The organism is Coleofasciculus sp. E1-EBD-02, assembly GCF_040218245.1.
Lineage (GTDB): Bacteria > Cyanobacteriota > Cyanobacteriia > Cyanobacteriales > Coleofasciculaceae > Coleofasciculus.
This window is the reverse complement of record NZ_JAVJQN010000101.1, coordinates 1-24,110: the sequence shown is the minus strand read 5'-3', so window position 1 is coordinate 24,110 and position 24,110 is coordinate 1. Positions and strand designations below refer to the sequence as shown.

Below are 24,110 nucleotides of genomic sequence, written 5' to 3'. Positions count from 1 at the left end.
TTAGAGGGCGCAAGCCTTGCGCCCCTACCCAAATGGGATACAATGTCACTCTTGAGCGGTAGAAGTTACCGCATCCGCATCGAAAACCACCTCAAACTGTACATCAGGCATCCACTTTGCCAGAAAGCGCTGATGATTCTGTTTCCCCGTCAATTTTTAGGTTGTCAACAGGAAAAGTTTTCCTATCGCTAGTTAAAATGGTAAATGATCAGGATTGGAATAGCAACCCTAACTTGCCAACTCTTAAGCAAGTCCGCGAACGTCTAGGAATGACTCAGGAGCAATTCGCTCAAGAACTGGGGATTACTGGTCGGACAATTAGAAACTACGAAAGAGGCGCACATCAACTCAAGCTTTCTCTAGGACAGTTTAAACGGCTGAAAGAACTTCTGGAACAAGCAGGAATGTCAATCGACGACTTACCCGATGATATTGACTGAGGCGGTATCAGTTCATCCGGTGTCTCAAGACTAGACAGCAACAGGAATAGAGTAAGACTAAGAGACGGTGTGCGATCGCGTGTTTTGGGGTGGAGAGTGCGATCGCACATCAAGCCTTATAGGATTCAGAGGGTATGCCATCAGAGTCGAAGGTTGTACCCGTTACGCTTTTTGCCTATCACCGCTCAAACCCTTACTGGATGAGGCTTTAACCTAGGTGTAGTACATCGGCACTGGGGAAGCTTCAGTTTAAAGTGCGATCGCGCTATCATAGATACTCAACACAGGCATTCTGGTCTTAAAAGCTGTTTAAATAACCCACAGCTTAATCGCCAGCTTTTCTATCTAGGCGTTTCAGCGTAAGCAACCCCGGTCTAAAGACACGGGGTTTCCCACAACGAAGGAGTTTTTATGAATATTACAGCAGCATTGAATGAAATTGTATCTCTCAGCATTGAAGAGAGAATCCGTCTGGTACAAGCAATCTGGGATAGTATTGCAGCCGAGCAAGTCTATCCCGATCTAACAGAGAGGCAAAAACAGGAACTTGATCATCGAATTGATGACTATGAAATAAATCCGGACAATGTAATGACTTGGGAGGAAATAAAAGCTTGCTTTTGACTCTTGGTAAATAGATTAATCAAGCCTTTCAAATCACCTTGATCAGCTTGTTCTAAAGCCGCAATATAAGCAGCACGATCATCACGAGTAAGAACCAGTGGGAACCATCCCGCCTGAATAAAGACTAAGCTGGCAAGACATCGAGCCACTCGACCATTCCCATCTTGAAATGGATGAATTTGAGTAAATCGATGATGCAACCAAGCTGATTCGATTTCAGGAGGAATCTTCTGGTTTCGATGGTGATGATGCAATTCAATCAATCTATCCATTTCCGATGCCACTTGTTCTGGAGGACAATACTCATGAATCGTCCCATTTAGCCGCATCGGATTATTCGGTTGTTGCTTCCAGTCACCTCGTATGAGACGAACGCGAATGATTTGCCCTGTCTGTGGAACTAATGCCTCTGTACTATCTTGGCTCTGAGTTAAAACCTGGTGTAATTGCTTGACATAAGATGTGGACAAACTTCTCTGCCCACCGACAAAATCAAATAGTCCTTCGATTGCCGTTTCTTGATCTTGAATTAAAGATACGACTTGTTTTACCGGACGATCTGTTGCTCCATGAGGAATCAGAGCTTCGTTAATTCCTTGTTCAATTAAAAGGCGAGTTATTCCTCGATCTATAGTGTATAACCGCTCAATAATTCCTGTTTCGATGGCTATCTCTCGGCTTAGCCTCTCCATAAACGTTTTGAACTCACCCGATGTACGAAGACGTTCTGCTTGTTCATCCCAAACAGTGACTAAGGGGGGTAACTCAGCACTCGCCAAATTTTGCCAGTTTGATGGTAAATCTTCTATCGGTTGCCACTCCATTGGTGAATATAACCACAAGTGAACCTAAATAGTATAACGCTGAGTAACTTGAGAGGGCGCAAGCCTTGCGCCCCTACCCAAAGGGGATACGATGTTACTCTTGAACGATAGAAGTTACCACATCCGCATCGAAAACACCTCAAACTGTGCATCAGGCATCCACTTTCCCAAAAAGCGCTGGTGATAGCAACAGCGATAGAGTAAGACTGAGAGAAGGTGGGCGATCAGCTTGAGGAGTGCGCTCCCTTGCATCGCATGTTTTGGGGTGGAGAGTGCGATCGCCTCTCTAATCAGATTCAGTTTTGAGCCACTTCGCTGAGTGCTTCATGAATCACATCATCACTAACGCCGCGACGCTTTAGACTAGCAATTAAAGCAGAAACCGTATCTCCTTCTAATCGCTCAAGATCAGCTCGTAACCCCTGACCAATATAAGCACGAATTAAGGGTTGATAACCCGAAAACCCCAGTAATGGAGCCACCCGCTAAGATCCTCGACCACATCTTCAGGAATGCGAATAGTGATACTGGTCATTGGACGATTTTTATCCAATCGTTTTTTCAAGGCTTCAGGTTTCATAGTAGTCACGCTCCTTTCTCGTTGCTTTACGAGCCGAAATAATCCGAATCATGTCATCATCCCGCTCAATATGAACTACATATAGGAGATTCCAGCGCTTATCCAAACCAATGACAACATCTCGCGCTTCATCATTGCGACTCGCATCAACGACAACTAAAAAGGGATCGAAGAAAGCTTCTGTAGCCTGTTGGAAGGTAACACCGTCATGCTTGGCAGGATTTTACCGCGCCTTCTGTTCATTCCAAACAAAGGTGATGCCGTTGAGTACGAAATATACGTCCATGCCTCTAAGTGTAGGCAGGATGTATTTACATCGTCAATACACTTTCAACTGAGTGGATGGGAATGTCAATTGATGACTTACCCGATAATATCGATTGAGGCGGTATCGGTTCCTCCTTGTCTCAAGACTGGACAGCAACAGCGATAGAGTAAGACGAAAAGAAGGTGTGCGATCGCGCTTTTTGGGGTGGAGAATGCGATCGCGCCCTAACCCAATCGCCGTAAACTGTAAAACTGCTTTTACATTTTCAAGTATAATTAGCATATAAAAGACCAGTTTCTTTTACAAAACTCTTGACCCTCCAGCACTTTCGCGGGAAAGTTAAACATGAAGGAAACCATCGCAGCCAACCTCATCCGCTACCGCAAAAGTCTGCGTCTATCCCAGGAGCAGCTAGCAGAGATAGTCGGGATGACTCGCCAGAGTATCAACAACTACGAAAACGCTAAAACCCTACCCGACAGCAAAACCTTGTCTGCTCTAGCTCGTGCTTTGGGCGTTACCCTCGACGATTTACTACGCCCAGAAAGCGAGGAACTACCTAACTTCCGCTTCCGCGCTCATGCATCCTTTGGCAATAACCCCCAATTTGTTGCCCAAGTGCTGCGAATGCTGGAAACCTATAACACTCTGGAGCAAGCCGTGGGTTTACCCCCATACACCCCAGAAAGTACCCCCTGCTATCAAGTTGAGGGTAATGAAAAACGCATCGCTGAAATTGCTAGTCGGTTTCGTCGCTGTCTTGGATTGGGAGAAGCACCGATTTTCAACTTATTTGAAACTGTAGAAGAAATAGGATTGAAAGTCCTGCGCGTTCCCTATCTGATTAAAGGTTTCTTCGGTTTAAGTGCTTGTAGCGATGCTCAAGGTGCTTTTGTCTTAATCAACAGCCATGACATTACGATAGAACGGCAACTGTTTACGTTAGCTCATGAAATAGGACACTTAATTTTACATCGAAATGAGTATCACAATGCTTTAATTGAGGAAGGAACCAAGGAACAAGACAAAGCACGGGAAAACGTGGCTGATTTCTTTGCTGGTCATCTGTTAGTTCCCCAAGCAGAATTAGAGCGGATGTACCAGTTAACAACTAATATAGTTAAACTTAAACAACATTTTCGGGTTAGTTACCAAGTTATTTTGACCCGTTTGGCACAGATGGAAATAGTTGACTATGCCAAAGAAAAAGCCAAAATTTGTGCTGTCTACAAAAATCAGTATAGCTCCTCCCTAAAAAATACAATGGAGTTACCGCCAGAACTCAAGCCAGAAGGCTTTCCTGAAAATGAACGCTATCAACAGTTAATCTGGCAAGCCCTTAAACTAGGCAAAATTTCCGAAATGAAAGCAGCGGAACTCTTCGATATAACAGTGGAAAAGCTGCGGGTGTATCGCCAGGATGTCGAGATTTATGCCATCTCTTAACGGAACAATTCTTGACGCCACGGCGCTCATAGACTTTCGCTGGCTGAATGAATGGGAGTGGTTACAGTTACACTACAGCCCCTTATTCATTGCACAAGATGTTCTTGACTCCGATAGGCTAGAAGCACTCACTCGTGAAGCTGCCGAACAATACTTAACATCACTCACTCTCGACACTGAGGAGATGTTCGCCAGTTTTTTAGAATTGGGTCAGAACATTCCCCTTTTAAGTATCGCTGATCGCTCCACAATTGCGATTGCCCGTCATCGATTACTTATGTGTGCCAGTGATGACGGGCTAGTTGTTAAAACCTGTAAAAAATACCAAATTGCATATATTCGGACATTGCGCTTATTGTCGGAAATGGTGACAACTCAATATAAAACAGTTGCAGACGTGATTACGATGGCTGATGCCTTAATCCAAGAACGAGGAAAATATATTGCGCCAGGAATCTTAGCGAATTGGAAAAAAAATCTATCACAATCTGGCACAAACTGAATTATTTGATACACCAGCGCCCATCAAACCTATTGGGTAGAACCGCAACTTGAGGAGAGGGCGCTTTTTGGGGTGGACAATGCGATCGCCCCTATTTTTCGTGAGTCCGCGTAGGCGGACTTTGTTTGTATAGCCGCGATTTTAATCGCCGGGGTTTAAGGGTTTAAGTGCGATCGCGCTTACCTAACGATCCCAAAAAAAAGGGGTTGGAAGTCTATCTAAACTTCTAACCCCATCAACCAGCCGATTAACAATTAAATACTTAGCAAGACTTGCGGCGACAGTCAAATTCTTGGACATCGACAGAACGTTCTCAGTAAAAACCGCTCCTACAGCTTTGCTCCTTCAAAAAAAAAAAAAAGGGTAAGAAGCATTATTTAACTTCTTACCCCTATCAGCTAGGGACATCGGTCAAGAAACCGGATTTCTGGGGGTGAAACTTGATATGGAGTTGTCATCCTTACGAGAAACCCGGTTTCTAGGAATACTTGACCGACGCTTTAGCCGACAAACATGGCAATATTTAGCAAGACTGCCGATAACGTGCGGCTGTGGCAGCGATAGAACCAATCATTAAGGCAAAACTTATTAGCATAGTGGGTTGGGACGTAGAACCATGATCATGATGAGGATTATGCTCAGGAATATGAGGCATAGTGCTAATGGAGAATCTTCTATTTGCTTCATTTACTTGAGCGGAAGCGTCATGGGTAAGTGTATTTGTTGATGTGCTGGTGTTATCCAAGGAAATAGCTGAGGCTTGTACCGCGTTGGCTGAAACAAAGCCAGACATGAGGGTAATGCTGGTAGCGAGTAAGCTGGAGCTTAGGAGACGTAAAGGTAGTTGTTTCATGTTCAATAGAGGGGGAATAGGTTTAGAAAACTTAGGGTACTCTGACTTAAAAACGTAATAAGTAGTAATCCCTTATAGTTCTCTACTTTACTGAATCCGTGATTGTCTTGTCTATAGAGATTGAATGATTTTACAGAAGATTCAGCAAGGCTTATAGATTTGTAAATTCTAAGTAAATATGAATTTCAGTTTAATTTAGGTTGAAAAAATGATAAATTTAAAAGTCAAGACAAGTAAATTTATGGGATTCTTCCGGACTTAGTGTGCTAAATACGGAAGACCCAGAGCTATGCGCCGCAAGAGAGCTTGCATTCCGAGGACTAGGGAAAGAACGAATACGGGAAGCATCTTCAGCCAAAGTGACGTCAAGAGTCCAATGAGCTTGGTTTTCAATCCCCGGCTCTGATGTCAAGTACATTTGTCAAGTACATTTTTTGTCGGTAGTCAAGAATCTGAAACCCCCTATCTATCACCCTTGCTAGAGACAAAAACGGCATAAAGCGAGATTCGTTACGGGTTACAACAAGGGTTGACTAATGAGGCAAGATATGCGTAGTTGAAATAAAAGCCTTAATTCCCTGAGAATAGTATTTTATCAACCCTTTTTTAATTCAGGACGAAGGGCGGCTTCTGTGGATAGGTTATCGGTTGCAGGTAAACTGAACAGCAAAACTCGCCCCTACTGTCTAACGTTTAATGTTTAACTTCCCCGTAGCGGTACTCATAAACTCGACCTATGTTGACCCAAGCCAAGTCCAAACGGAACTGGAAACCCATTATCAAGGAATTTGAAGCAGCTATTGGTAAAAAGGGTGTGGTTCGCCGCAAGGAGGAATTACTCACCTACGAATGTGATGGATTACCCAGTTATCGCCAACGCCCCGCCTTGGTGGTACTCCCCCGCACGACTGAACAAGTGGCTGCTGCTGTTAAACTGTGCGATCGCTATACTATCCCTTGGGTGGCACGAGGTGCAGGCACAGGCTTATCGGGCGGTGCTTTACCCGTAGAAGATTGTGTCTTAATCGTCACCGCCTTGATGAAGCGCATCCTGGATGTTGACCTAGACAATCAACGGATTGTGGTTCAACCTGGAGTCATCAACAACTGGGTGACTCAAGCCGTCAGTGGTGCCGGATTCTATTATGCCCCAGACCCCTCCAGTCAGATTATATGTTCCATTGGCGGTAATGTGGCTGAAAACTCGGGCGGAGTCCATTGTCTCAAATATGGCGTAACCACAAACCATGTTTTGGGGTTAAAACTGGTGGTTCCCGATGGGTCAATTGTCGATGTCGGTGGCACCATTCCGGAAATGCCAGGATATGATTTAACCGGGTTATTTGTGGGTTCCGAAGGCACATTAGGAATTGCCACAGAAATTACGCTGCGAATTCTCAAAACCCCAGAATCCATCTGTGTGGTTCTAGCAGATTTTACCAGTATAGAAGCCGCCGGTGCCGCCGTTGCCGATATTATTGGTGCAGGGATTATTCCAGCCGGAATGGAAATGATGGATAATCTCAGTATTAATGCAGTAGAAGATGTGGTGGCGACAGGCTGTTATCCCAGAGATGCGGGCGCCATTTTGTTAGTGGAATTGGATGGGTTAGAGGTAGAAGTAAGCACCAACAAAAAGCGGGTGACTCAACTCTGTCAACAGAATGGGGCGCGAACCATTACCACCGCCAGTGACCCCGAAACGCGGTTAAAACTATGGAAAGGACGCAAAGCAGCATTTGCGGCGGCGGGACATCTGAGTCCCGATTATTTTGTCCAAGATGGGGTAATTCCTCGGACACAGTTAGCGCAGGTACTTAAAGACGTTGAAGCGTTAAGTGAAAAGTATGGCTATCGGATTGCCAATGTTTTTCATGCGGGAGATGGCAATTTACATCCTTTGATTCTGTACGATGAATCAATTCCGGGTGCATTTGAACAGGTGGAAGAATTAGGCGGGGAAATTCTGCGACTTTGTGTAAATGCAGGCGGAAGTATTTCTGGGGAACATGGGATTGGTGCAGATAAAAACTGTTTTATGCCTGATATGTTTAGTGAGGCGGATTTGGAGACAATGAAATGGATTAATCAGGTGTTTAATCCCAAAGGCTTGGCGAATCCCGGAAAAGTATTTCCCACGCCTCGCACCTGTGGCGAAGCCGCCAATGCTCAAAAGTCAGCCCAGTTTAAGGATGTGGAACGGTTTTAAGGTTTGTACTAAGTTTGTAGTAAGCGCTTTAGCGCTATAAACGCTCGCATCTTACAACAAACCTCTAAGAGGTACTTATGTGGGGCGCAAGCCTTCATCCGTATCAACTTAAGGTGAACATCAATGATAGTAAGCCTTTGGGTTATGTACCGTTTCACCCTCATCCCCTAACCCCTTCTCCATTCCCCCTAGCCCTTATCCCCCCTAGCCCCCCTTTGAAAGGGGGGAATAAAGAGGGAATCAAGGAGGGTAAAAGAAGGGTAAAAGAAGGGCGGGTTTAGTTACATTAAGGGTTGTCTCCAAAACGTGATCAGTAAAACCCGCCCCTACACCTCCATAACTCCGCCCCCACTCCTTTAATATGAGCCAACCAGAATTCGCCAACAGTATCTTTCCGAGTTCCTATTCCCTAGTCCCAGTTAACTATTTTTCGAGAAAATGTTTGCAATTAAGCTTAGGTTTACTATGGATATTTGTACCCAGTTGGGGTAACACATCTTGCCAAACGTTAGACACAATCCCAACCCCAATTCCCGAAATAAACCTGACGGCTCAATCTGAAACCCCATCAAACTCAGCCGCCCAGGAATTGGAGTTAAATCCAGAGATTATTGAGAATAGTCCCGTATTACAACGCTGGTTGCAAGACGTACCCAATGTTTTAGAAGAAATTCGCCATGACCCCAGTTTTCGCACCCGGTTCCGGTTCGGCTATTCTCAGTTTCCCTCAACTGAACAAGCGGGGGGATTGAATATCGGTGTAGAAGATATATTTATCAATCGTAGCGGTTTCACCGTCAGTGGGGATTATCACACCTCATTTAATGGCGATCGCGAAGCGTTTGGTGTAGACTTGCGGTATTATCTGCGTCCTTTAGGAAATTATGTAAATGTGGCTCCTCTGGTGGGTTATCGCTATCTGGAGTCGAATGACTATACCACAGATGGCGTAAATCTCGGCGTAAAATTGCAGTTGGTTTTATCTCGCACAGGTGCGGCTGATATATCTTTAACCCAAAGTTTTGTCTCCCCAGGAAGTGATGATGAAGTCGGTTTAACCACCTTGTCGGTTGGGTATGCGGTTACCCCAGACTTACGCTTATCCACCGATATTCAGAAGCAAAACTCGACAGAAGAAAAAGATAGTCGCGTTGGGATTGTCCTGGAGTGGATGCCTTGATTATTTAGTGTTAAGATAACCAAGATGCTAAATGGAAAACGTCGCAGCGGGAAAACCCCAAAATCCAAGAAGCGAAAATTTTCTAGCTTCAGTAAAAGCGAAGCATTTAAGTTACTAGGACTTACCGATTTGCTCCCTTGGACTCTGAAAACAGAACCTGTTCAACTCAGTGCCTTTTTCCAAGAACACCTTACCCGACTCAACCGCAACTTTGATCTGGAAAGCTATGAAGAGTCTAAAAAGCTTTTAATTGATGCCATCTGCGATGAAGCGATTAACCCCTGTGAACGTCTCAAAATCTGGAAAGGAGCGCACCTGGAAAGTGATCAGTTAGCGGGATATGTGGATTACCTGATTGCTGAACGTAAGCGATTTCTGGATATGCCAAGTCTGTGTATCATTGAAGCCAAAAAAGATGATTTTGAGCAAGGACTAGCTCAATGCTTGGTCGAGATGCAAGCCTGTCAGTGGAATAACCAACAGAAAAATTATACCCTAGATAGTCTGGGAATCGTTACCAATGGCGAAGGCTGGAGATTCTACAAACTAGATATCAATGGAATTGGCTATGAAACGCCCCTGTACTCAACGGGAGACATGGAACTTTTACTCGGACGGCTGCGCTATATTTTTCAACTCTGTCAACAAAATCTGCCGTGATTGAAGCAAGGCAGAAGTGCCTTTACAGTTTCTGGACGTAAAACTAATCTATCAAATTCAGATTTGACGGTTAAATCGGGTAAAGCCTTGCGCCCCTACATTTCTGATTTAAAGGCTTTAATTTGCTGACGAAAGGCGCGTAAAGCCGCACTTCTGCCAATGGCGATACTTTGCTCAAGCACCTGTGTCACCAAGTTCAGTATGGGTAATGTGGGAAATGTGGGACTAATCTCCACGCGCTGATACTGTCCGGCTTGCAGTGTGTAAATATTAAGTTGATTCTTTTCGTAGCGCCAAAGTTCAGCAACCCCAAGGGCGGTATAAGCATCGATTTGGGTTTTTGAAGTAACATCTACTTCAATGGCGAGATCAGGGGGTGGATCAATGGTTAAGTCAATGCGTCGTTTTCCCCGCATTTGCGCCTGATTCTGGATATAAAAACACTGGTCGGGTTCGATACCACTATCCATAGTTTCTTGTTTAAATGTAGTTGATCCGAAGCACTCGCAGTCTATTTCTAGTTCATCCAAGAGAATTTTAACCAGATCACCAATGAGTTCTTTATCAACTTCGTGTTCTGGGGTAGGCATTCGGATTTCTAAGATGCTGTGGCTATAGGCAATGCGGGAGGAACGGGTTTCACCGAGTTCGACTAAGATGCGCTCGAATTGTTGCCAATCGAGGTTACGAATGAGCAACCGTTGACCAGGAGGTACGTCGAGTTGTCGGAGTTGCAGGGTAATCATATCCAGCTTATTCAAATACAGGCGACCATAATTCAGAGATGGGGACTTCCCAACCGGGTAGCAGGTCTGGAATGGTTAATACATCACCATCCCACAGTACAATGGGGTTCTGGTTGTTTTTAATCTTAAGCTGTCATGCACTTAAATTGGGTATTAATAGCGAGCAAGATGCTCGCACTACCAGGATGGGAGCCATTATTGACATTCAGGTTTAACCGACTCAAGCAACGCTTCTACGGTAGTATCCGATACCTCATCACTTTCTAAGATGCGTGAAGCAGATTGGTACAGATGCCCAATGGAACGACGGTAGGCTGGATCATAGTGGTGACTCAGCAATTCTCCGACTAATGTATGCCATTGTTCGGTGTCAATTAGATGATACCAGTGCTGAATTTTTTGCCCACCGTAGCGTGATTTCAAGAACCCTAGCTTGCGTTTCAATACGTCGGGATGGCTGATGAAGTGGGGATACTCGTGCAGCAGCCGTTCGATTCTTACCGCTTGGGGGAGTTGAATTTCTATACAGTTCGCCTGCTTCATCTGTTGCCAAAGGGAATTAGGCAAATAACGCTGTCCAATTTTATTGCTTTCGGCTTCTACCCAAATCGGCTGACGGGAGTCAAAGCGTTGTAATGCCAACAGGAGTAAGGATTCAAACTGTTTTTGCGACGGTTGAGGGGTTGGTTCATCTTGCCACTGTTGACCGAGTAGAGAACCGCGATGATTTGCCAAACCTTCTAAATCAACGACTTGGACGCCGCGTTGCGCTAACTGGTGTAGAATATAGGTTTTCCCGCTACCCGTGAAACCGGATAACACCTGAAATGTAAACTGGGGCGGTAACGTTTCGAGTTGCTGGCGCACATAAGTGCGGTAGGTTTTATAGCCCCCTTCTAGAACAGTCACTCGCCAGCCAATTTGATTTAAGACGCCAGCCAGACTATGAGAACGTTGACCGCCACGCCAGCAGTACACCAGAGGATGATAGTCTTTGTCTTTAACGGCAAAGTGAGACTCAAGATGTTGAGCAATGTTACCAGCAACCAGGGCAGCACCCAGTTTTCGGGCTTGGAAGGGGGAGACTTGCTTGTAAAGCGTTCCCACTCTCGCCCGTTGTTCATCATTGAGGACGGGTAGATTAATCGCTTGAGGCAGATGATCCTCAGCAAACTCACTGGGGCTGCGAACATCAATAATCTCAGTATAGGTTTCTAGCCAGGGTGCTTGAGTGTATGTGAGCGATCGCGCCATGCTGATTTGTCTAGAGTGGTGGATAAAGTCCCGATTGCCAACCTTTTCTAGTGTATCGGAAGCCTCAGGTGGGAGATTGACCACAAGCGACTGGGAGCAAGTCTCCAGCATTCGCTATCTTAAATGAAATGATCATTAAGGGTGAGGATGGGGCGTGTCTTACTTAATTTACGATCCCGATACTCCTAATCAAAAAGTTTATACCTTGGAGTCGGGGATTAATACCATCGGGCGTGAAGACGATAACACAATTGTCGTACTTCATGGGTATCTCTCTCGTCACCATGCCCAAATCGTTATTTGCTCAGACTCAGACAGTGCCACACTGACGGATCTGCAAAGTCTCAATGGCACGTTTGTTAACGAGTGTAAAATTGAGGAATGTCAAATCAAGCATGGGGATTTAATTCGCTTTGGTAGTGTGTTTTTCAAATTTGTGAAAACCTTTCCCACTCCTCAACAAAAACCGATCAATGAGGATACCTCGAATCTTTCGATTCTCCGGCAGGTTGCGCCTGAGAAGACGCGGATTACGATGCGAGAATTACTGCAACCTGATAAAGCAGAACATTCAGTTTTAAAACTCCGCGACCAAGATGCTCATCAGCGTTCGGTTGATAAATTGCAAATTTTGCTAGAGGTGAGCAAACAGCTTTCCTCCCCCGAAGAATCTGACCGACTGATGCAAAAAATTTTGGATCTGTTGTTTGAGATCATGCAGGTGGATCGGGCAGCGATTTTGATGGTTGATGAACAGACCGGAAAACTGGAACAGAAAGCGGTAAAGCTGCAATCTGATTATCAAGATAATACTCAGTTTTACAGCAAACGGATTGCTAATTTTGTTCGCAAGCAAGGCAATGGCATCTTAACGGATGATGCCCGAATTGACACTTTGTTTAACGATTCCGTCTCGATTCTCAAACAAGGGATTCACGCCGCGATGTGTGTTCCGCTCAAACCAAGAGATACGGTTATCGGTGTTTTGTACGTGGATAACTTATCGATGACGCATCTCTATTCTGAGGAAGACTTGGAGTTCTTAACTTGTCTGGCAAACCAAGCCGCGATCGCGATCGAGAATTCTCGCCTTTATACCCAGATGGAGGCGGAGGCGGTGATGCGGGATAAACTAGAACGGTTCTTTCCGCGAACGGTGAGTCGTAAGCTGCGGGAGGAAGGCAATTTAGAAATCGTCGATACGGAAGTAACAGCGCTGTTTGCAGATATTAGTAACTTTACCAAAATGTCCTCCCAAATGGAACCTCGGCAAATTATTGAAATGCTGAATGAGTATTTTCAGGTGATGGTTGAGGAGATTGTTTTCCCCTATGAAGGAACCTTGGAAAAATATATTGGTGATGCATTGCTGGCGGTTTGGGGCGCTCCCTATCGCAAACCCAATGATGTCGATTTAGCGGTAAGAGCCGCGATTGATATGCAATGGGCAGTTCGTCGTTTAAATCAAGTATGGATTAAACGCAAAAGACGACCGATTCAAATTCACATCGGCTTAAATACGGGGAAAGTGGCGGCGGGAAATATCGGTTCAGCGAAACTGATTCAGTATGCCACGATTGGTGATACCACGAATGTGACCAGTCGGATTTGTAATTTAGCCAAACCCAATGAAATTTTAATCGCTCAAAGTACGTTAGATAAACTCAATGACCGAACTATTCCTGTAGAAAAAATGCCGCCAATGCGAGTTAAGGGAAAAGCTAAACCGTTAGATTTATATCGAGTTTTATGGTATAAAATTAATCAGGAGAAGGTAATACAAAACGGAGATAAGTAGATAGGCGCTGCTGAATAAGTGTTGTGAGGGGGTAGGGAGCTGGGGAAGCTGGGGAAGCAGGGGGAGCAGGGGGAGCAGGGGGAGCAGGGGGAGCAGGGGGAGCAGGGGGAGCAGGGGGAGCAGGGGGAGCAGGGGGAGCAGGGGGAGCAATGTAGAGACGTGCCATGGCACGTCTGGGAGATGGGGGAGATGGGGAAGCAAATGACAAATGACGAATGACAAATGACAAATGACAAATGACAAATGACGATCTCAGCCGTTAACTTTAATTGTCCCCACCTACTTAATTGTCCCCACCTACTTATTCGTTAGAGGTTAAAGTAATTCGTAAAATAATCCTGATATAATTGACAGCTTACCTTGACTTGATTAACACCTAAAGTAATTAATCCTAGGCTTTTCAACTCAAACATAATCTCTTCGTTTAAAAATGCCGGAGATAATAATATATTTTTAAACGATTCCATTAAATCAATATTTTGTTTAATTTTTCTAGATAAATAGCCAAGGTGCGGCTTGAAAATGGCTTGATAAACAACCGCATTTGAAACCAGTTCTTTCAAAGGTAAATGGTGCTGTAAGCTATGATAAAACGCTAGTCTGACCAGATAAGGATATCCGCCTGTGAGCAGCATTAACTGGTGCAATTCAGACGGCGTTATTTTAAGTCCATGCCGTTGGGCTAACTCTTCGACTTCACGCTGATTAAACGGGGGTAACTCAATTGGCACGCCGATATTAAAGGGAGATTGATTGGCTTGTATCGGAATATAAATATCAGTGGAATGAACCAGAATAATTCGCAACTTTTGCCAAATCGCTAAATCTTTTCCCTTTTCATGCCAGTGACGCAATAGAACCAGAAAATCACGGGAAAGGCTTTGATGTTCAAACAGTTGATTAATCTCATCTAATCCAAAAATTAGCGGACTATCAAGGTTTTTCAAAATATGTTCTTGAAAATAAAGGGTACAACTGACTAATGTGCCAATATCTTCATCCCAATACTCATTTAATTTAGAGTCTAATCCTAACTGCTGGGTAACATTCGCGCACAACCAGCGCAAGAATTGATTCGTAGACGCCAATCGGCTCGTTTCAACTTGGTTTAAACTTAAGCGCACAGTCGCCCAATTCTGGGTTTTCCCGTAAGCAAGAATCCGACTTAGGAGAGACGTTTTGCCCATTTTACAGGGGGCTTTGATCCGAATCAGTGCGGCTTTCTTGAGAATTTCTTGATAACAGGTTTGCTCAAGGTTATGCCGTTCAATGTACAAAGGAGAGTTGAGCGGAACTTGTCCTTCTGGAGATTCTGAACGTAACGTCTCTAAACCCGTAGCGAGATGCTGGTTTTTAGGAATAGAGGCATTTGGAATTTTTTGTTCGAGGACAGCACGGCAATTCGTTCGATTAACTTTTTCTCCTAAAACCTCTGATATTAATTTCCATAAATTTGGCGCAACATGTTGACGGATATATTTTTCAGAATAGTGATTTTCACGAGCAATTTGTACATAGGTTTTAGGGGTTTCATTTAACGATTCTTGCAAAACAATTTTTTGAATAAAACTAAGCGTTTTTCCAGTTTTTTGGTGAATAAAATTTTCGGTTTGTTGAATAAGGCTGGGTTTAATAGTCATCGATTTCAATATTCAATGCACCTTTTTCAATTAGCCATTGCTTTTGAGTTCGGCTTAAGCCGATCGCATTGGTAAATAGCGCTCCTTTAACTCGACAACCGGATAAATTTACGGATTGGAGTTGGGTGTCTTTTAAGTTGGCATAACGTAAATCGGCATCCACTAACACTGTTCCGTCAAGCACCGCTCCTTCTAAATTCGCTTTAAACAGAGAGGCTTGACTCAAATCAACATCGCTCAAATCTGTATTCACAAGGATAGCTAATTCTAAGGCAACCTGTCGCAATATTGCCCCGGTTAAGTCAGCATCACTTAAATCGGCTTCAACTAAATCCGCTTCGCTTAAGTCTGCACCACATAAAATCGTTTTATGGAGTTGCGCTCCTTCCAAGTCAGTCTGACACAATAAAGCCTTGGTGAGAATGGCTTCTTCCCAGTTGGTTTGACACAGCTTCGCCTGATTAAAAATCGCCTCGGTACCATCCACTCCTTTTAAATTCGCTTGGAACAAATCTGCCCCCCTTAAATCAGCGTGGGTTAAACAAGCGACGTCTAAGCAACTATTAGTGAGATTGGCGGCGTTTAAGCAAGCTGACTGAAGATTAGCATGATTTAAGCGAGCATTACTGAGGTTGGCTTGGATTAAGCTGGCTTCACTGAGATTTGCCCACAGCAAGCTGGCATAGAGTAAGTTTGCTTGATCTAAGTTACTATTTTTTAAGTTTGCTTGATTTAAATCGCACCAGATAAATTTAGCCCGTTTTAGAATACTTTGATTTAAGTCAGCGCAACTGAGATTGGCATAACTGAAGTCAGCGCCACTCAAATCGACACCACTTAAGGAAACTTGGTTAAAGCGAATCGATTGAAAGTTTCTTTCCTGAGTTGCATAACGTTGAAGAATGTCTTTTGCCTTCATGTTTCGGATATGGGCTGGGGGATATGAATCAGTAATCGACAATTATTGCAATATATTACATATTTTCGCCATGAAATCTCTGTTTGGTTAACAAGGTAAGGGATTGAATCAGAGATATGTTTTAGTTCAATTCTATGACTTATAGGTATTGACTAAAATACAACATTATGCATTATTAGGATTTGAGCCAAAAATTCTCTATTCAACATCTGAACTTTAGGGACTATATTTCTCATCTCTAAGCTGCCATACTAAGAACGTTGCCAATGTTGCTTTGACAGATAAGGTTTTAGACTATGAGTGAGCAAAATTCCAAAGGTTCAGGTTATATTGTTCCCCTGGAATCACTTAGCTTTGATAGCTTTGGACGTAATCCTGCTACCGATATTGTTTGTGTAACTCCAGTTCGCACAGTGGTTCGGCGCGAAGAGGAAATTGTGCTGATTCGCAAAGTAAGAAAGGTGGAAGAAATCGATGCGAGTCCGGCTTGCCCAATCAATACCACTCAAATGGCTCAAGTTCAACAAGAGGGCGAAGTAGTCTTTCAGGAACAACAAGTAGAATCGTAATTCATCCAATGAGCCAGATAGCCTGACTGGGTTTATCTGGCTTTGTTTATGTTACAGCGGCTTGCAACTCAATGAAATGGCAACTAAGCATAATTTTTCGAGTTTCCAAGATTTAATTCAGAATTCTCCTACGCCGGTTTTAGTCAGCTTCTATGCAACCTGGTGTGGATACTGCAAAATGATGTCTCCTATTTTAGAGCAGGTGAAGACGGCAATGGGAGATCGCATCAAAGTGGTGAAAATAAACACAGAGAAATATCCAAAACTAGCCTCTCAGTATGAGATTCAGTCGTTGCCGACTTCAATTTTATTTATCGAAGGTGAACAAGCCAGTCGCATCAAGGGCGTGATGCAAACGCCAAAACTGATTGAATATTTAAAAAAATTCCTTTAAACTCTAAAATTGATTGGGACTGTATTCCAGAATCAATGGGGGTTGTACATTGAAGCGTCTTGCCAAAATCCTTAAATCAATCGGTGTTGTTTTCGGTTTTATCATAAGCAGTTTTGGACTAATGATAATTTTAGGCTTGATTTTACCTGCTGTTTTGGAATACAAGCGAAATCTGGCAATTAATTATAATCGACAAGCCGAAACGCTGTATCAGGCAAGACAGTATGAGCAGGCAATTGAGATTTACAACAAAGCGATTCAAGCTTATCCAAATTTGGCGTTGTCATACTACAATCGTGGCAATTGCTTTTTTGCTTTAAATGACTATCAAGAAGTCTTGCAAAATTATAATGATGCTCTGAAACTGAATCCTAGCTATCCACAAGTTTATAATAACCGAGGAAATACCTACTATTTACTAGGGGATTATAATCAAGCGATCGCGGATTATACGCAAGCGGTTAAATTTAATCCTAAGTATGAGCGGGCTTACTATAATCGCGGTAATGCTTACTATAATTTAAGTGAGTATAAACAAGCGCTGTTAGACTTTAGTCATGCCATTAAACTCAATCCTGACTATGCTGAAAGTTATAATAATTTAGGAAATACCTATATAGCCTTAAATCAATATCAACAAGCGATTGACAGCTACGATAAAGCGATCGCAATCAATCCTAACTATGCTCAAGCCTATAACAATCGCGGCAATAGCTACTACTATTTAAATAACTTCGTGCAAGCCATTAGCAACTATGCCAAAGCCATTACGCTTGATAGTCAAAATCATGAAGCCTATAATAATCGCGGCAATGCTTACTATGCCCTGCAAAAATATAAAGAGGCACTCAAGAATTACGACCAAGCCTTAACCCTTTGTCCGAATCATATTGAATCCTATTATAATCGCGGCTTAGTCCAGATTAAACTGAAGCAAAAACAAAAGGCGATCGCGGACTTGCAGAAAGCGGTTCAGTTGGCGCAGCAGCAGGAGAATCAGCTATTGCTGGAGGTGATTAAAGACGCAATTGAGAAACTGCAAATGAATCAAGAGATTCCCAATGTTTTACCCAGTCAAAGCTAAGGTGTAGAGACGTGCCATGGCACGTCTGTAAGGGCGGGTTGAACGATTAACGTTTTTTGCCACCTAGATGTGACTAAACCCGCCCCTTGAGTGTTTAAAGCCTAGATAAAAGATAGTAGGAGAGAAAAATGAGTTTATCCAAAACATCTGGCGGAGATCTAACACCTGGAACCGTCTATCTTCAGGATTATCAATCGGATCAACCCAGTAATTTGTATACCTTAGACTTAGTGACAGGGAACACCCAATTAATTGGCGCGATCGCCACCTCCGTAACCGATATTGCTTTTGTCGATTCCCAGCTTTATGGACTCGATCAAACTGATGATGGTCAAACCACATTATTCCTCAATATTAACCCCACCACTGGGGAAGCCACGGTGATTGGTGATATTGGTTTTGCGGTTGCTGGTTTAGCCTATCACCACCAGCGCCAAACCCTCTATGCAACCAGTGCAAAACAATTAATTGCCATCAATCCCGCCACGGGTAAAGGGACACCCGTGGTAACCATTAAGGATCAAGAACGGAACTGTGGTGAAGTCGCTTTTGCGACTGATGGCATCGCTTATATTACTCTAATTGGTTATGACCGTCAAAAATTATTGGCAACCTGTGATCTTGATACAGGTGCAGTCAATCTTATTGGCAATATTGGCTTCCCTGATCTTGGCAGTATGGACTTTATTGGTGATGTTCTTTATGGCGTCACGGGTAACTTCTTTAATTTAGGCAAAGATGGTCAACTCATCCGTATTGATCCCCAAACAGGTACAGGAACCTTAGTCACCATGACTGAACCGAGAGGGCGTTGGGCGGGACTTACGGTTTATCTACCTGTGACTCAATCAACCCCTCAACCAACTACACCCATTAAAACTATTATTCAGGAGGAATCCATGACCCTATTGACCATTGATACCCAAGACCATTGTTATGTTATTGACCAAGGTGCGATGGAACACCTACAGTCTAATGTGGCAAACTCGATTCACTTAGATCAAGGAACCTATACCTTAAAAATTGCCAGTGGTCGCTACAGCTATGCCGAAGATAAAGGGCAAGGCGAACCCTTTGTATTACTCTGGATCTATGGTATAGATGGTAGTACGTTTGTTAATAAAAACACGGGCTTTGAAACCGGGGCAACATGGACAACCCTGAATGGCTATGATGATCCGTTAGGTTTAGAAGTCAAAGGTCAAGCGGTTGTTTGTGCCTTATTCTTTGATATCAATAACACCGATAACAGTGGATCAGTTACCCTCTCCATTACAGACAACAAATCGACGACAACGCCTCAAACCCTAACCGTTGATAGTACAACCAATTGTCATTTGTTGAATCCGGACAACTTGAGGAGTCTCCAGCAATGGCAGACCAACTATATTGATCTCGAACCGGGAACCTATAAAGTGACAATTCGCGAAGGAAATGCCCAGTATTGGTCAGGAGAACAAAAGTTTAAATTAGAACCCTGGGCAATTCTTTGGGTCAAAGGGGGCAAATTTATCACTAAACTCACAGGTATTGAAGTTGAACAAAGCTGGCTGTCGCTGAATGGGTATGAGGATTTCATCCCTCTTGAGGTCAAAGAAAAGACAACGGTTTGCGGATTATTCTTTGACACCTATAAGGACGATAACCAAGGGCAAGTTGTTTTAGCCATTGAACCGGTTAGCGTTACTCACTTAATCGAAGAAAAAGAAAAAGTTAAAAAGAAGGTGATGTCTGATTCCGATTTATCTCCGGAAACACCGTCAGATAAATCGGGTAAAAAGGTTGAAGCTGAAGTTGATTACTCTTACCGCAGCAAACGTCCTAGTTCTGTCAGTGTAGGAAATTTAGCCACGTTAAGTTTTGACAGTTTCGGACGTGATCCGGCAAGGGATATTGTCTGTGTTACCCCGGTTCGCACTGTAGTTCGGCGGCAAGAAGAAATCACAATTATTCGCAAAGTCAGGAAGGTTGAAGAGGTGGATGCGAGTCCGGCTTGTCCCGTTAATACGACTCAAGTTTCCAGAGAAACAGTCGGCGAATAAAATAATGAATCATGTTAGAATAAACGGCAATTAACAGGATGTAGGGGCGACCCGCTGCATCAATGAACAATACTTATCCACCCAATTGACTCGGGTTGGGGTAACAGGAAGCTATGGTCATACCCTGGATGGTCGAGTCTATGACCATTATGTCAACAATGGCAAAGATCACCCCGCCAGTATTCTAGAAACCCTCGCCCAACGGTTACATGATCATGCGATTACCGATGCCCTAGAAGAACTGATTGATGGGCGAAAAGTTGTGGCAATTATGGGCGGACATTCCCTAACCCTCCCCTTGCCAAGGGGAAATAACTAGGGGCTGCTGAATAAGTGTTGTGGTGAGGGGGAGCGGGGGAAGCTGGGGAAGCTGGGGAAGCTGGGGGAGCAAGGGTACATTTTTCCTGAGCAAGGTGATGCCATACATTTAAAGAATACTAGCCGATTTCCGTGAATCAAACCCTCTGTCAATAAAGCTCAAAGTATTGATGGGCTTTGCGGTTTCGGCTTTGTGCATCAGCCCCTAACTAGGGAAAGTAACTAATTTTTCCCTCATCCGTTGTAAAAAAAAGAGAGGCTAAACATGTCAATCAACGGCACAATGATGCAATATTTCCAATGGTATATTGATCCCAATCTAATCCTGTGGAATGACGTTAAAACTAAGGCACAAGAATTAGCCGATGCAGGATTCACCGCATTGTGGCTACCTCCCGCCTACAAAGGAATGGGAGGCACTTATGATGTCGGCTACGCCGTGTATGATATGTATGATCTAGGCGAATTTGATCAACATGGCACCGTTCGCACTAAATACGGCACTCGTGAACAATATTTAGCCGCGATAAACGCCTTACACGAATCAGGAATACAAGTTTATGGGGATACTGTCTTAAATCATCGTATGGGAGGTGAAGGGACAGAGATTGTCCGCGCTACTCCCTTTAATGAATATGATCGCCTGCATCCCAAAGGCTGGACAAGGGATATCAAAGCCTATTCTCATTTTAAGTTTCCGGGTCGTCAGGGCAAGTATTCTAACTTTGAATGGCATTGGTGGCATTTTGATGCGGTGGATTACGACGATTACACCAAGGAACCGAATACGCTTTATCTCTTTGAGGGAAAAGCCTTTGATGATTATGTGGCGTTAGAAAAAGGGAATTTCGCCTATTTAATGGGATGTGATCTGGATTTCCAGAGTCAAGACGTGCGCGATGAAGTGACTCGTTGGGGCAAATGGTATCTGGATACCACAGGCGCGGATGGTTTCCGTCTGGATGCGATTAAACATATTTCATCCTGGTTTTTCCCGCAATGGTTAGATGAGATGCGGTATCATGCGGGCAAAGATTTGTTTGTTGTGGGTGAATATTGGTTAAACAATATTGACACCTTGCATTGGTATATCAATGCCGTTAATGGCAAAATGTCGGTATTTGATGTACCACTCCACTACAATTTTTATTACGCTAGCCGATCCGGTGGACATTATGACATGGGGAGTATCCTCAATGGCACTTTGATGCAGCAACGTCCCACCCATGCAGTTACGTTTGTGGAAAACCATGATTCGCAACCGTTACAGTCATTAGAAGCCCCCGTAGAACCCTGGTTTAAGCCCTTAGCGTATGCGATCATTCTATTACGCCGCGAGGGTTATCCTTGTGTATTTTATGCCGATTATTACGGTGCAGAATACGAGGATTATGGCAAAGATGGCAATCGGTACAAGATTTTTCTTCCCTCTCACCGTTGGATTATTGACAAACTCCTCTATGCTCGCAAAGAGTATGCTTACGGGGATCAATATGATTACTTTGATCACTACAATACAATTGGTTGGACTCGCTTAGGGGATCAAGCTCATCCCAAAGCCATGGCAGTGATTATGAGTGATAGTGTGCCAGGTTATAAGTGGATGGAAGTGGGTAAACCGAATGCCAAGTTCTATGATTTAACGGAACATATCAAGGAACCCATTTACACCAATGAATGGGGATGGGCAGAGTTTCGGTGTAACGGCGGTTCGGTTTCCGTGTGGGTTCAAGACTAAGCTAGGGGCTGCTGAATAAGTGCTGCGGTGAGGGGGAGCGGGGGAAGCTGGGGAAGCTGGGGGAGCAGGGGGAGCAGGGGGAGCAAGGGTACATTTTCGGTGATAGCGGTGCAAGGGTTTTGATTAGTTTTATTCTCTTTCCCGGAAGATGAACCAAAGTCTACTACGGCGATCGCACTACAGATCGCTCGCTTTTCACAGGTTAGAATGTAGATTGGGTGGCGTGATCGGACTCCTGTAACGTTCGTTTAGCGCGATCACTCCTCAAGCCAACTTGACAAATCCGCCAAACTGTTGAAGTCTAAAAAATCTTCTCCTAAGCTTTCTAAATCTTCAAGAGATAAATCCTCAATTTTGCGGCTGAGCGTCGCCGGGATGTCTCCAAAACGCTTTTTAAGTTGGCGCATGATTAAGGCAAGTGCTTCAGTGAGTCGTCCTTTCTCTTCAGCATAAGTAATGCGTCCTTTCTCATCTTGCAGCATCATCCCTCGCCGATCAACAATGTCCAATTCTTCTACTGTCATGTTGGCTTGATTCGCCAGTTGTAACGCAAATTCTATCTCTGATACTTCTGCCAAACTCTCAGGAATACTCTCTAAACGTGCCGCTTCTTTCAGAAAATAAATCCATTTATCTGCCAAAGTATGTACCTCAGACAGGGTTTTCTTGAATTTCGGTAATTCTACAAAAATTAGCCGCAGTTCATTTCCGAGAATTGGAAACTTATCCTCTTCCTCATAAAAGGAAAGCTTACTGATTATTTTCTCTGTATTTTGAAATAATATGAAATCCGTAATTGTCACCGCTATTGCCGGATTGAGAAGGGGATAATCTTCTCCTTTTGCCAACTGGTTGCTATAGGCTTTTGCCAGATTATACGCCACTCGCTTATTAAATGCTGACATAGAGGCAATTTGCATCTCTATGATCACAATCGAGCCATCGGCTAACACCGCTTTTACATCTAAATAGGTTTCTTTTAAGCTAATCACCTGACCGGGATTATAGGGATTGACAATCGTTAAGGATTGAATCACCTTCTCGCCGTCATAAATGATGGCATTGAGAAAACTGATTAAAATGGCTTGACTTTGTTCGGAGCCGAATATTTTTTTAAAGGCATAATCAACCTTGGGGCTAATAAATCTCATCGATTTCTCCCGTTTAAGCTTGAAAAGACAGAAGATAGTTTAATCGTAACACAAAGCTGTCATCCATTTAAATACAGCTTAGGGTTGCTTTGGGGCATATCAGGTTTCTTGGACAGGGTGGGTGCGAAGTAGGGTGGATGGGGTACTTGACCTGTCGATGGTGTTGGGTTTGCTAACTCAACCCAACCTAAGGCTACAGCTAGAGAACCGCAACTGTCTGTCATTGTTGGTCTACTGAATTCATTTGTCACCTCTTCGGCTTTTCAACGCTACGATTAAGGATAATCATCATTGGAAGCGATCGCGTTGATGTATATCGAGGACTAAACAACGATGAGTGGAAAAAAGATTTTAATGGTCGTTGGCGATTTCGTCGAAGACTACGAGGTCATGGTGCCATTTCAGGCATTGCAAATGGTGGGACATACCGTTCATGCAGTTTGTCCTGATAAAAAGGCTGGAGACAGCGTAAAAACAGCCGTTCACGATTTTGAAGGGGATCAAACCTATAGTGAAAAACCCGGTCATAACTTCGCCTTGAATGCCACATTCAGTGAGGTGGTAGCCGCCGATTATGATGCCTTGGTGATTCCCGGTGGACGTGCCCCGGAATATATCCGCCTAAATGAGACGGTTCTAGAGATAACCGTTCCGAAAAACCTATACAGAACTATGCAGATCTAGGCATATCTGGACTTGCGTCGGAACGTGCAGACCAAGACTCACCGCAGTCTACGTTAGACGGGTCATGACACCTTGATGTGAACGCCAGCATCATGCTCTATCGGATTCAGTTAAGCAATCAGTGAACAGGTTTATAGCTGTAGTGCTGAATCCTTAAAAAGCCCGTCTAACATTGTCGAGGCAAACT

At 43.8% G+C, this 24,110-nt stretch carries 23 protein-coding genes and 4 pseudogenes; 16 read left to right on the top strand and 11 right to left on the bottom strand.

The genetic code is table 11. The features are described 5' to 3' along the window. The 3 genes from RIC07_RS16505 to RIC07_RS16495 all read left to right on the top strand — a co-directional run. Window positions 1-192, top strand: a 192-nt coding sequence (locus RIC07_RS16505) for a hypothetical protein (RefSeq protein WP_446395483.1), incomplete at its 5' end; no start/stop codon positions are given. Between the two features lie 5 nt (window positions 193-197). After that, window positions 198-440 carry a helix-turn-helix transcriptional regulator gene (locus tag RIC07_RS16500; RefSeq protein WP_446395482.1) on the top strand — a complete coding sequence of 81 codons (243 nt, stop codon included), beginning with the start codon at window positions 198-200 and terminating at the stop codon, window positions 438-440. Window positions 441-851: 411 nt separating this feature from the next. Beyond that, entirely contained in the window at window positions 852-1,064 is a 213-nt protein-coding gene (locus RIC07_RS16495) for an addiction module protein (protein WP_446395481.1), read from the top strand. Here RIC07_RS16495 and RIC07_RS16490 read toward each other — a convergent pair. The 5 genes and pseudogenes from RIC07_RS16490 to RIC07_RS16470 all read right to left on the bottom strand — a co-directional run. Continuing rightward, a pseudogene (locus RIC07_RS16490) lies at window positions 1,040-1,888 on the bottom strand (Fic family protein); the annotation flags it as partial. The gene RIC07_RS16495 and the pseudogene RIC07_RS16490 sit on opposite strands and share 25 nt — an antisense overlap. 114 nt (window positions 1,889-2,002) lie before the next feature. Beyond that, window positions 2,003-2,140, bottom strand: a complete 138-nt coding sequence (locus tag RIC07_RS16485) for a hypothetical protein (protein WP_446395480.1) — start codon at window positions 2,138-2,140, stop codon at window positions 2,003-2,005. A gap of 44 nt (window positions 2,141-2,184) precedes the next feature. After that, window positions 2,185-2,468, bottom strand: a pseudogene (locus RIC07_RS16480) (hypothetical protein). Then, window positions 2,458-2,754 (bottom strand): annotated as a pseudogene (locus tag RIC07_RS16475) (BrnT family toxin). The pseudogenes RIC07_RS16480 and RIC07_RS16475 overlap by 11 nt, the downstream one beginning before the upstream one ends. 33 nt (window positions 2,755-2,787) lie before the next feature. Then, window positions 2,788-3,018: a hypothetical protein gene (locus RIC07_RS16470; protein WP_446395479.1), complete on the bottom strand. Its 231-nt coding sequence runs from the start codon at window positions 3,016-3,018 to the stop codon at window positions 2,788-2,790. Window positions 3,019-3,081: 63 nt separating this feature from the next. Between RIC07_RS16470 and RIC07_RS16465 the strand changes: the two genes are divergently transcribed. Together RIC07_RS16465 and RIC07_RS16460 are read left to right on the top strand one after the other, a co-directional pair. Beyond that, on the top strand, window positions 3,082-4,182 hold the full coding sequence (locus RIC07_RS16465; RefSeq protein ID WP_446395478.1) for a helix-turn-helix domain-containing protein: 1,101 nt from the start codon (window positions 3,082-3,084) through the stop codon (window positions 4,180-4,182). After that, a complete protein-coding gene (locus RIC07_RS16460) occupies window positions 4,169-4,684 on the top strand; it encodes a hypothetical protein (RefSeq protein ID WP_446395477.1) in 516 nt (171 codons plus the stop codon). Before RIC07_RS16465 ends, RIC07_RS16460 begins: the two co-directional genes overlap by 14 nt. Before the next feature lie 523 nt (window positions 4,685-5,207). Here the strand turns inward: RIC07_RS16460 and RIC07_RS16455 are convergent. After that, window positions 5,208-5,537 carry a hypothetical protein gene (locus RIC07_RS16455; RefSeq protein WP_446378298.1) on the bottom strand — a complete coding sequence of 110 codons (330 nt, stop codon included), beginning with the start codon at window positions 5,535-5,537 and terminating at the stop codon, window positions 5,208-5,210. Between the two features lie 736 nt (window positions 5,538-6,273). On the opposite strand from RIC07_RS16455, the gene glcD reads away from it, so the two are divergent. The 3 genes from glcD (at window position 6,274) to RIC07_RS16440 (ending at window position 9,586) form a co-directional block, all read left to right on the top strand. Then, window positions 6,274-7,746: a glycolate oxidase subunit GlcD gene (gene glcD / locus RIC07_RS16450; RefSeq protein WP_446395476.1), complete on the top strand. Its 1,473-nt coding sequence runs from the start codon at window positions 6,274-6,276 to the stop codon at window positions 7,744-7,746. 361 nt (window positions 7,747-8,107) lie between these two features. After that, complete coding sequence (locus tag RIC07_RS16445; RefSeq protein WP_446395475.1) at window positions 8,108-8,926, top strand: hypothetical protein; 819 nt, start codon at window positions 8,108-8,110, stop codon at window positions 8,924-8,926. A gap of 24 nt (window positions 8,927-8,950) precedes the next feature. Continuing rightward, complete coding sequence (locus RIC07_RS16440; RefSeq protein WP_446395474.1) at window positions 8,951-9,586, top strand: hypothetical protein; 636 nt, start codon at window positions 8,951-8,953, stop codon at window positions 9,584-9,586. A 95-nt stretch (window positions 9,587-9,681) separates the two neighbouring features. On the opposite strand, the gene RIC07_RS16435 is transcribed toward RIC07_RS16440, so the two are convergent. Together RIC07_RS16435 and mnmH are read right to left on the bottom strand one after the other, a co-directional pair. Then, window positions 9,682-10,332: a Uma2 family endonuclease gene (locus RIC07_RS16435; RefSeq protein ID WP_446395485.1), complete on the bottom strand. Its 651-nt coding sequence runs from the start codon at window positions 10,330-10,332 to the stop codon at window positions 9,682-9,684. A gap of 195 nt (window positions 10,333-10,527) precedes the next feature. Then, window positions 10,528-11,586: a tRNA 2-selenouridine(34) synthase MnmH gene (gene mnmH, locus RIC07_RS16430; RefSeq protein WP_446395484.1), complete on the bottom strand. Its 1,059-nt coding sequence runs from the start codon at window positions 11,584-11,586 to the stop codon at window positions 10,528-10,530. Between the two features lie 154 nt (window positions 11,587-11,740). Here mnmH and RIC07_RS16425 point away from each other — a divergent pair, with 154 nt between their 5' ends. Beyond that, a complete protein-coding gene (locus tag RIC07_RS16425) occupies window positions 11,741-13,384 on the top strand; it encodes an adenylate/guanylate cyclase domain-containing protein (protein WP_446395473.1) in 1,644 nt (547 codons plus the stop codon). A 308-nt stretch (window positions 13,385-13,692) separates the two neighbouring features. Here the strand turns inward: RIC07_RS16425 and RIC07_RS16420 are convergent, their stop codons facing one another. Together RIC07_RS16420 and RIC07_RS16415 are read right to left on the bottom strand one after the other, a co-directional pair. Then, window positions 13,693-15,024, bottom strand: coding sequence for an AAA-like domain-containing protein (locus RIC07_RS16420; RefSeq protein ID WP_446395472.1), 1,332 nt, complete (start codon window positions 15,022-15,024; stop codon window positions 13,693-13,695). Then, on the bottom strand, window positions 15,014-15,943 hold the full coding sequence (locus RIC07_RS16415) for a pentapeptide repeat-containing protein (protein WP_446395471.1): 930 nt from the start codon (window positions 15,941-15,943) through the stop codon (window positions 15,014-15,016). The genes RIC07_RS16420 and RIC07_RS16415 overlap by 11 nt, the downstream gene beginning before the upstream one ends. A 296-nt stretch (window positions 15,944-16,239) precedes the next feature. On the opposite strand from RIC07_RS16415, the gene RIC07_RS16410 reads away from it, so the two are divergent. The 6 genes from RIC07_RS16410 (at window position 16,240) to RIC07_RS16385 (ending at window position 22,088) form a co-directional block, all read left to right on the top strand. Then, window positions 16,240-16,512 carry a hypothetical protein gene (locus RIC07_RS16410; protein WP_446395470.1) on the top strand — a complete coding sequence of 91 codons (273 nt, stop codon included), beginning with the start codon at window positions 16,240-16,242 and terminating at the stop codon, window positions 16,510-16,512. A 76-nt stretch (window positions 16,513-16,588) separates the two neighbouring features. Next, on the top strand, window positions 16,589-16,906 hold the full coding sequence (gene trxA / locus RIC07_RS16405; RefSeq protein WP_446378282.1) for a thioredoxin: 318 nt from the start codon (window positions 16,589-16,591) through the stop codon (window positions 16,904-16,906). Between the two features lie 121 nt (window positions 16,907-17,027). Then, window positions 17,028-17,990, top strand: a complete 963-nt coding sequence (locus RIC07_RS16400) for a tetratricopeptide repeat protein (RefSeq protein WP_446395469.1) — start codon at window positions 17,028-17,030, stop codon at window positions 17,988-17,990. A gap of 128 nt (window positions 17,991-18,118) precedes the next feature. Continuing rightward, window positions 18,119-20,032, top strand: coding sequence for a hypothetical protein (locus RIC07_RS16395; RefSeq protein ID WP_446395468.1), 1,914 nt, complete (start codon window positions 18,119-18,121; stop codon window positions 20,030-20,032). Between the two features lie 85 nt (window positions 20,033-20,117). Then, a complete protein-coding gene (locus tag RIC07_RS16390) occupies window positions 20,118-20,351 on the top strand; it encodes a hypothetical protein (RefSeq protein ID WP_446395467.1) in 234 nt (77 codons plus the stop codon). A gap of 264 nt (window positions 20,352-20,615) precedes the next feature. Next, complete coding sequence (locus tag RIC07_RS16385; RefSeq protein ID WP_446395466.1) at window positions 20,616-22,088, top strand: alpha-amylase; 1,473 nt, start codon at window positions 20,616-20,618, stop codon at window positions 22,086-22,088. Window positions 22,089-22,345: 257 nt separating this feature from the next. On the opposite strand, the gene RIC07_RS16380 is transcribed toward RIC07_RS16385, so the two are convergent. Continuing rightward, window positions 22,346-23,239 carry an Rpn family recombination-promoting nuclease/putative transposase gene (locus RIC07_RS16380; RefSeq protein ID WP_446395465.1) on the bottom strand — a complete coding sequence of 298 codons (894 nt, stop codon included), beginning with the start codon at window positions 23,237-23,239 and terminating at the stop codon, window positions 22,346-22,348. Window positions 23,240-23,572: 333 nt separating this feature from the next. On the opposite strand from RIC07_RS16380, the pseudogene RIC07_RS16375 reads away from it, so the two are divergent. Further along, window positions 23,573-23,887: pseudogene (locus tag RIC07_RS16375) on the top strand (DJ-1/PfpI family protein); the annotation flags it as partial. Window positions 23,888-24,110: the final 223 nt, after the last annotated feature.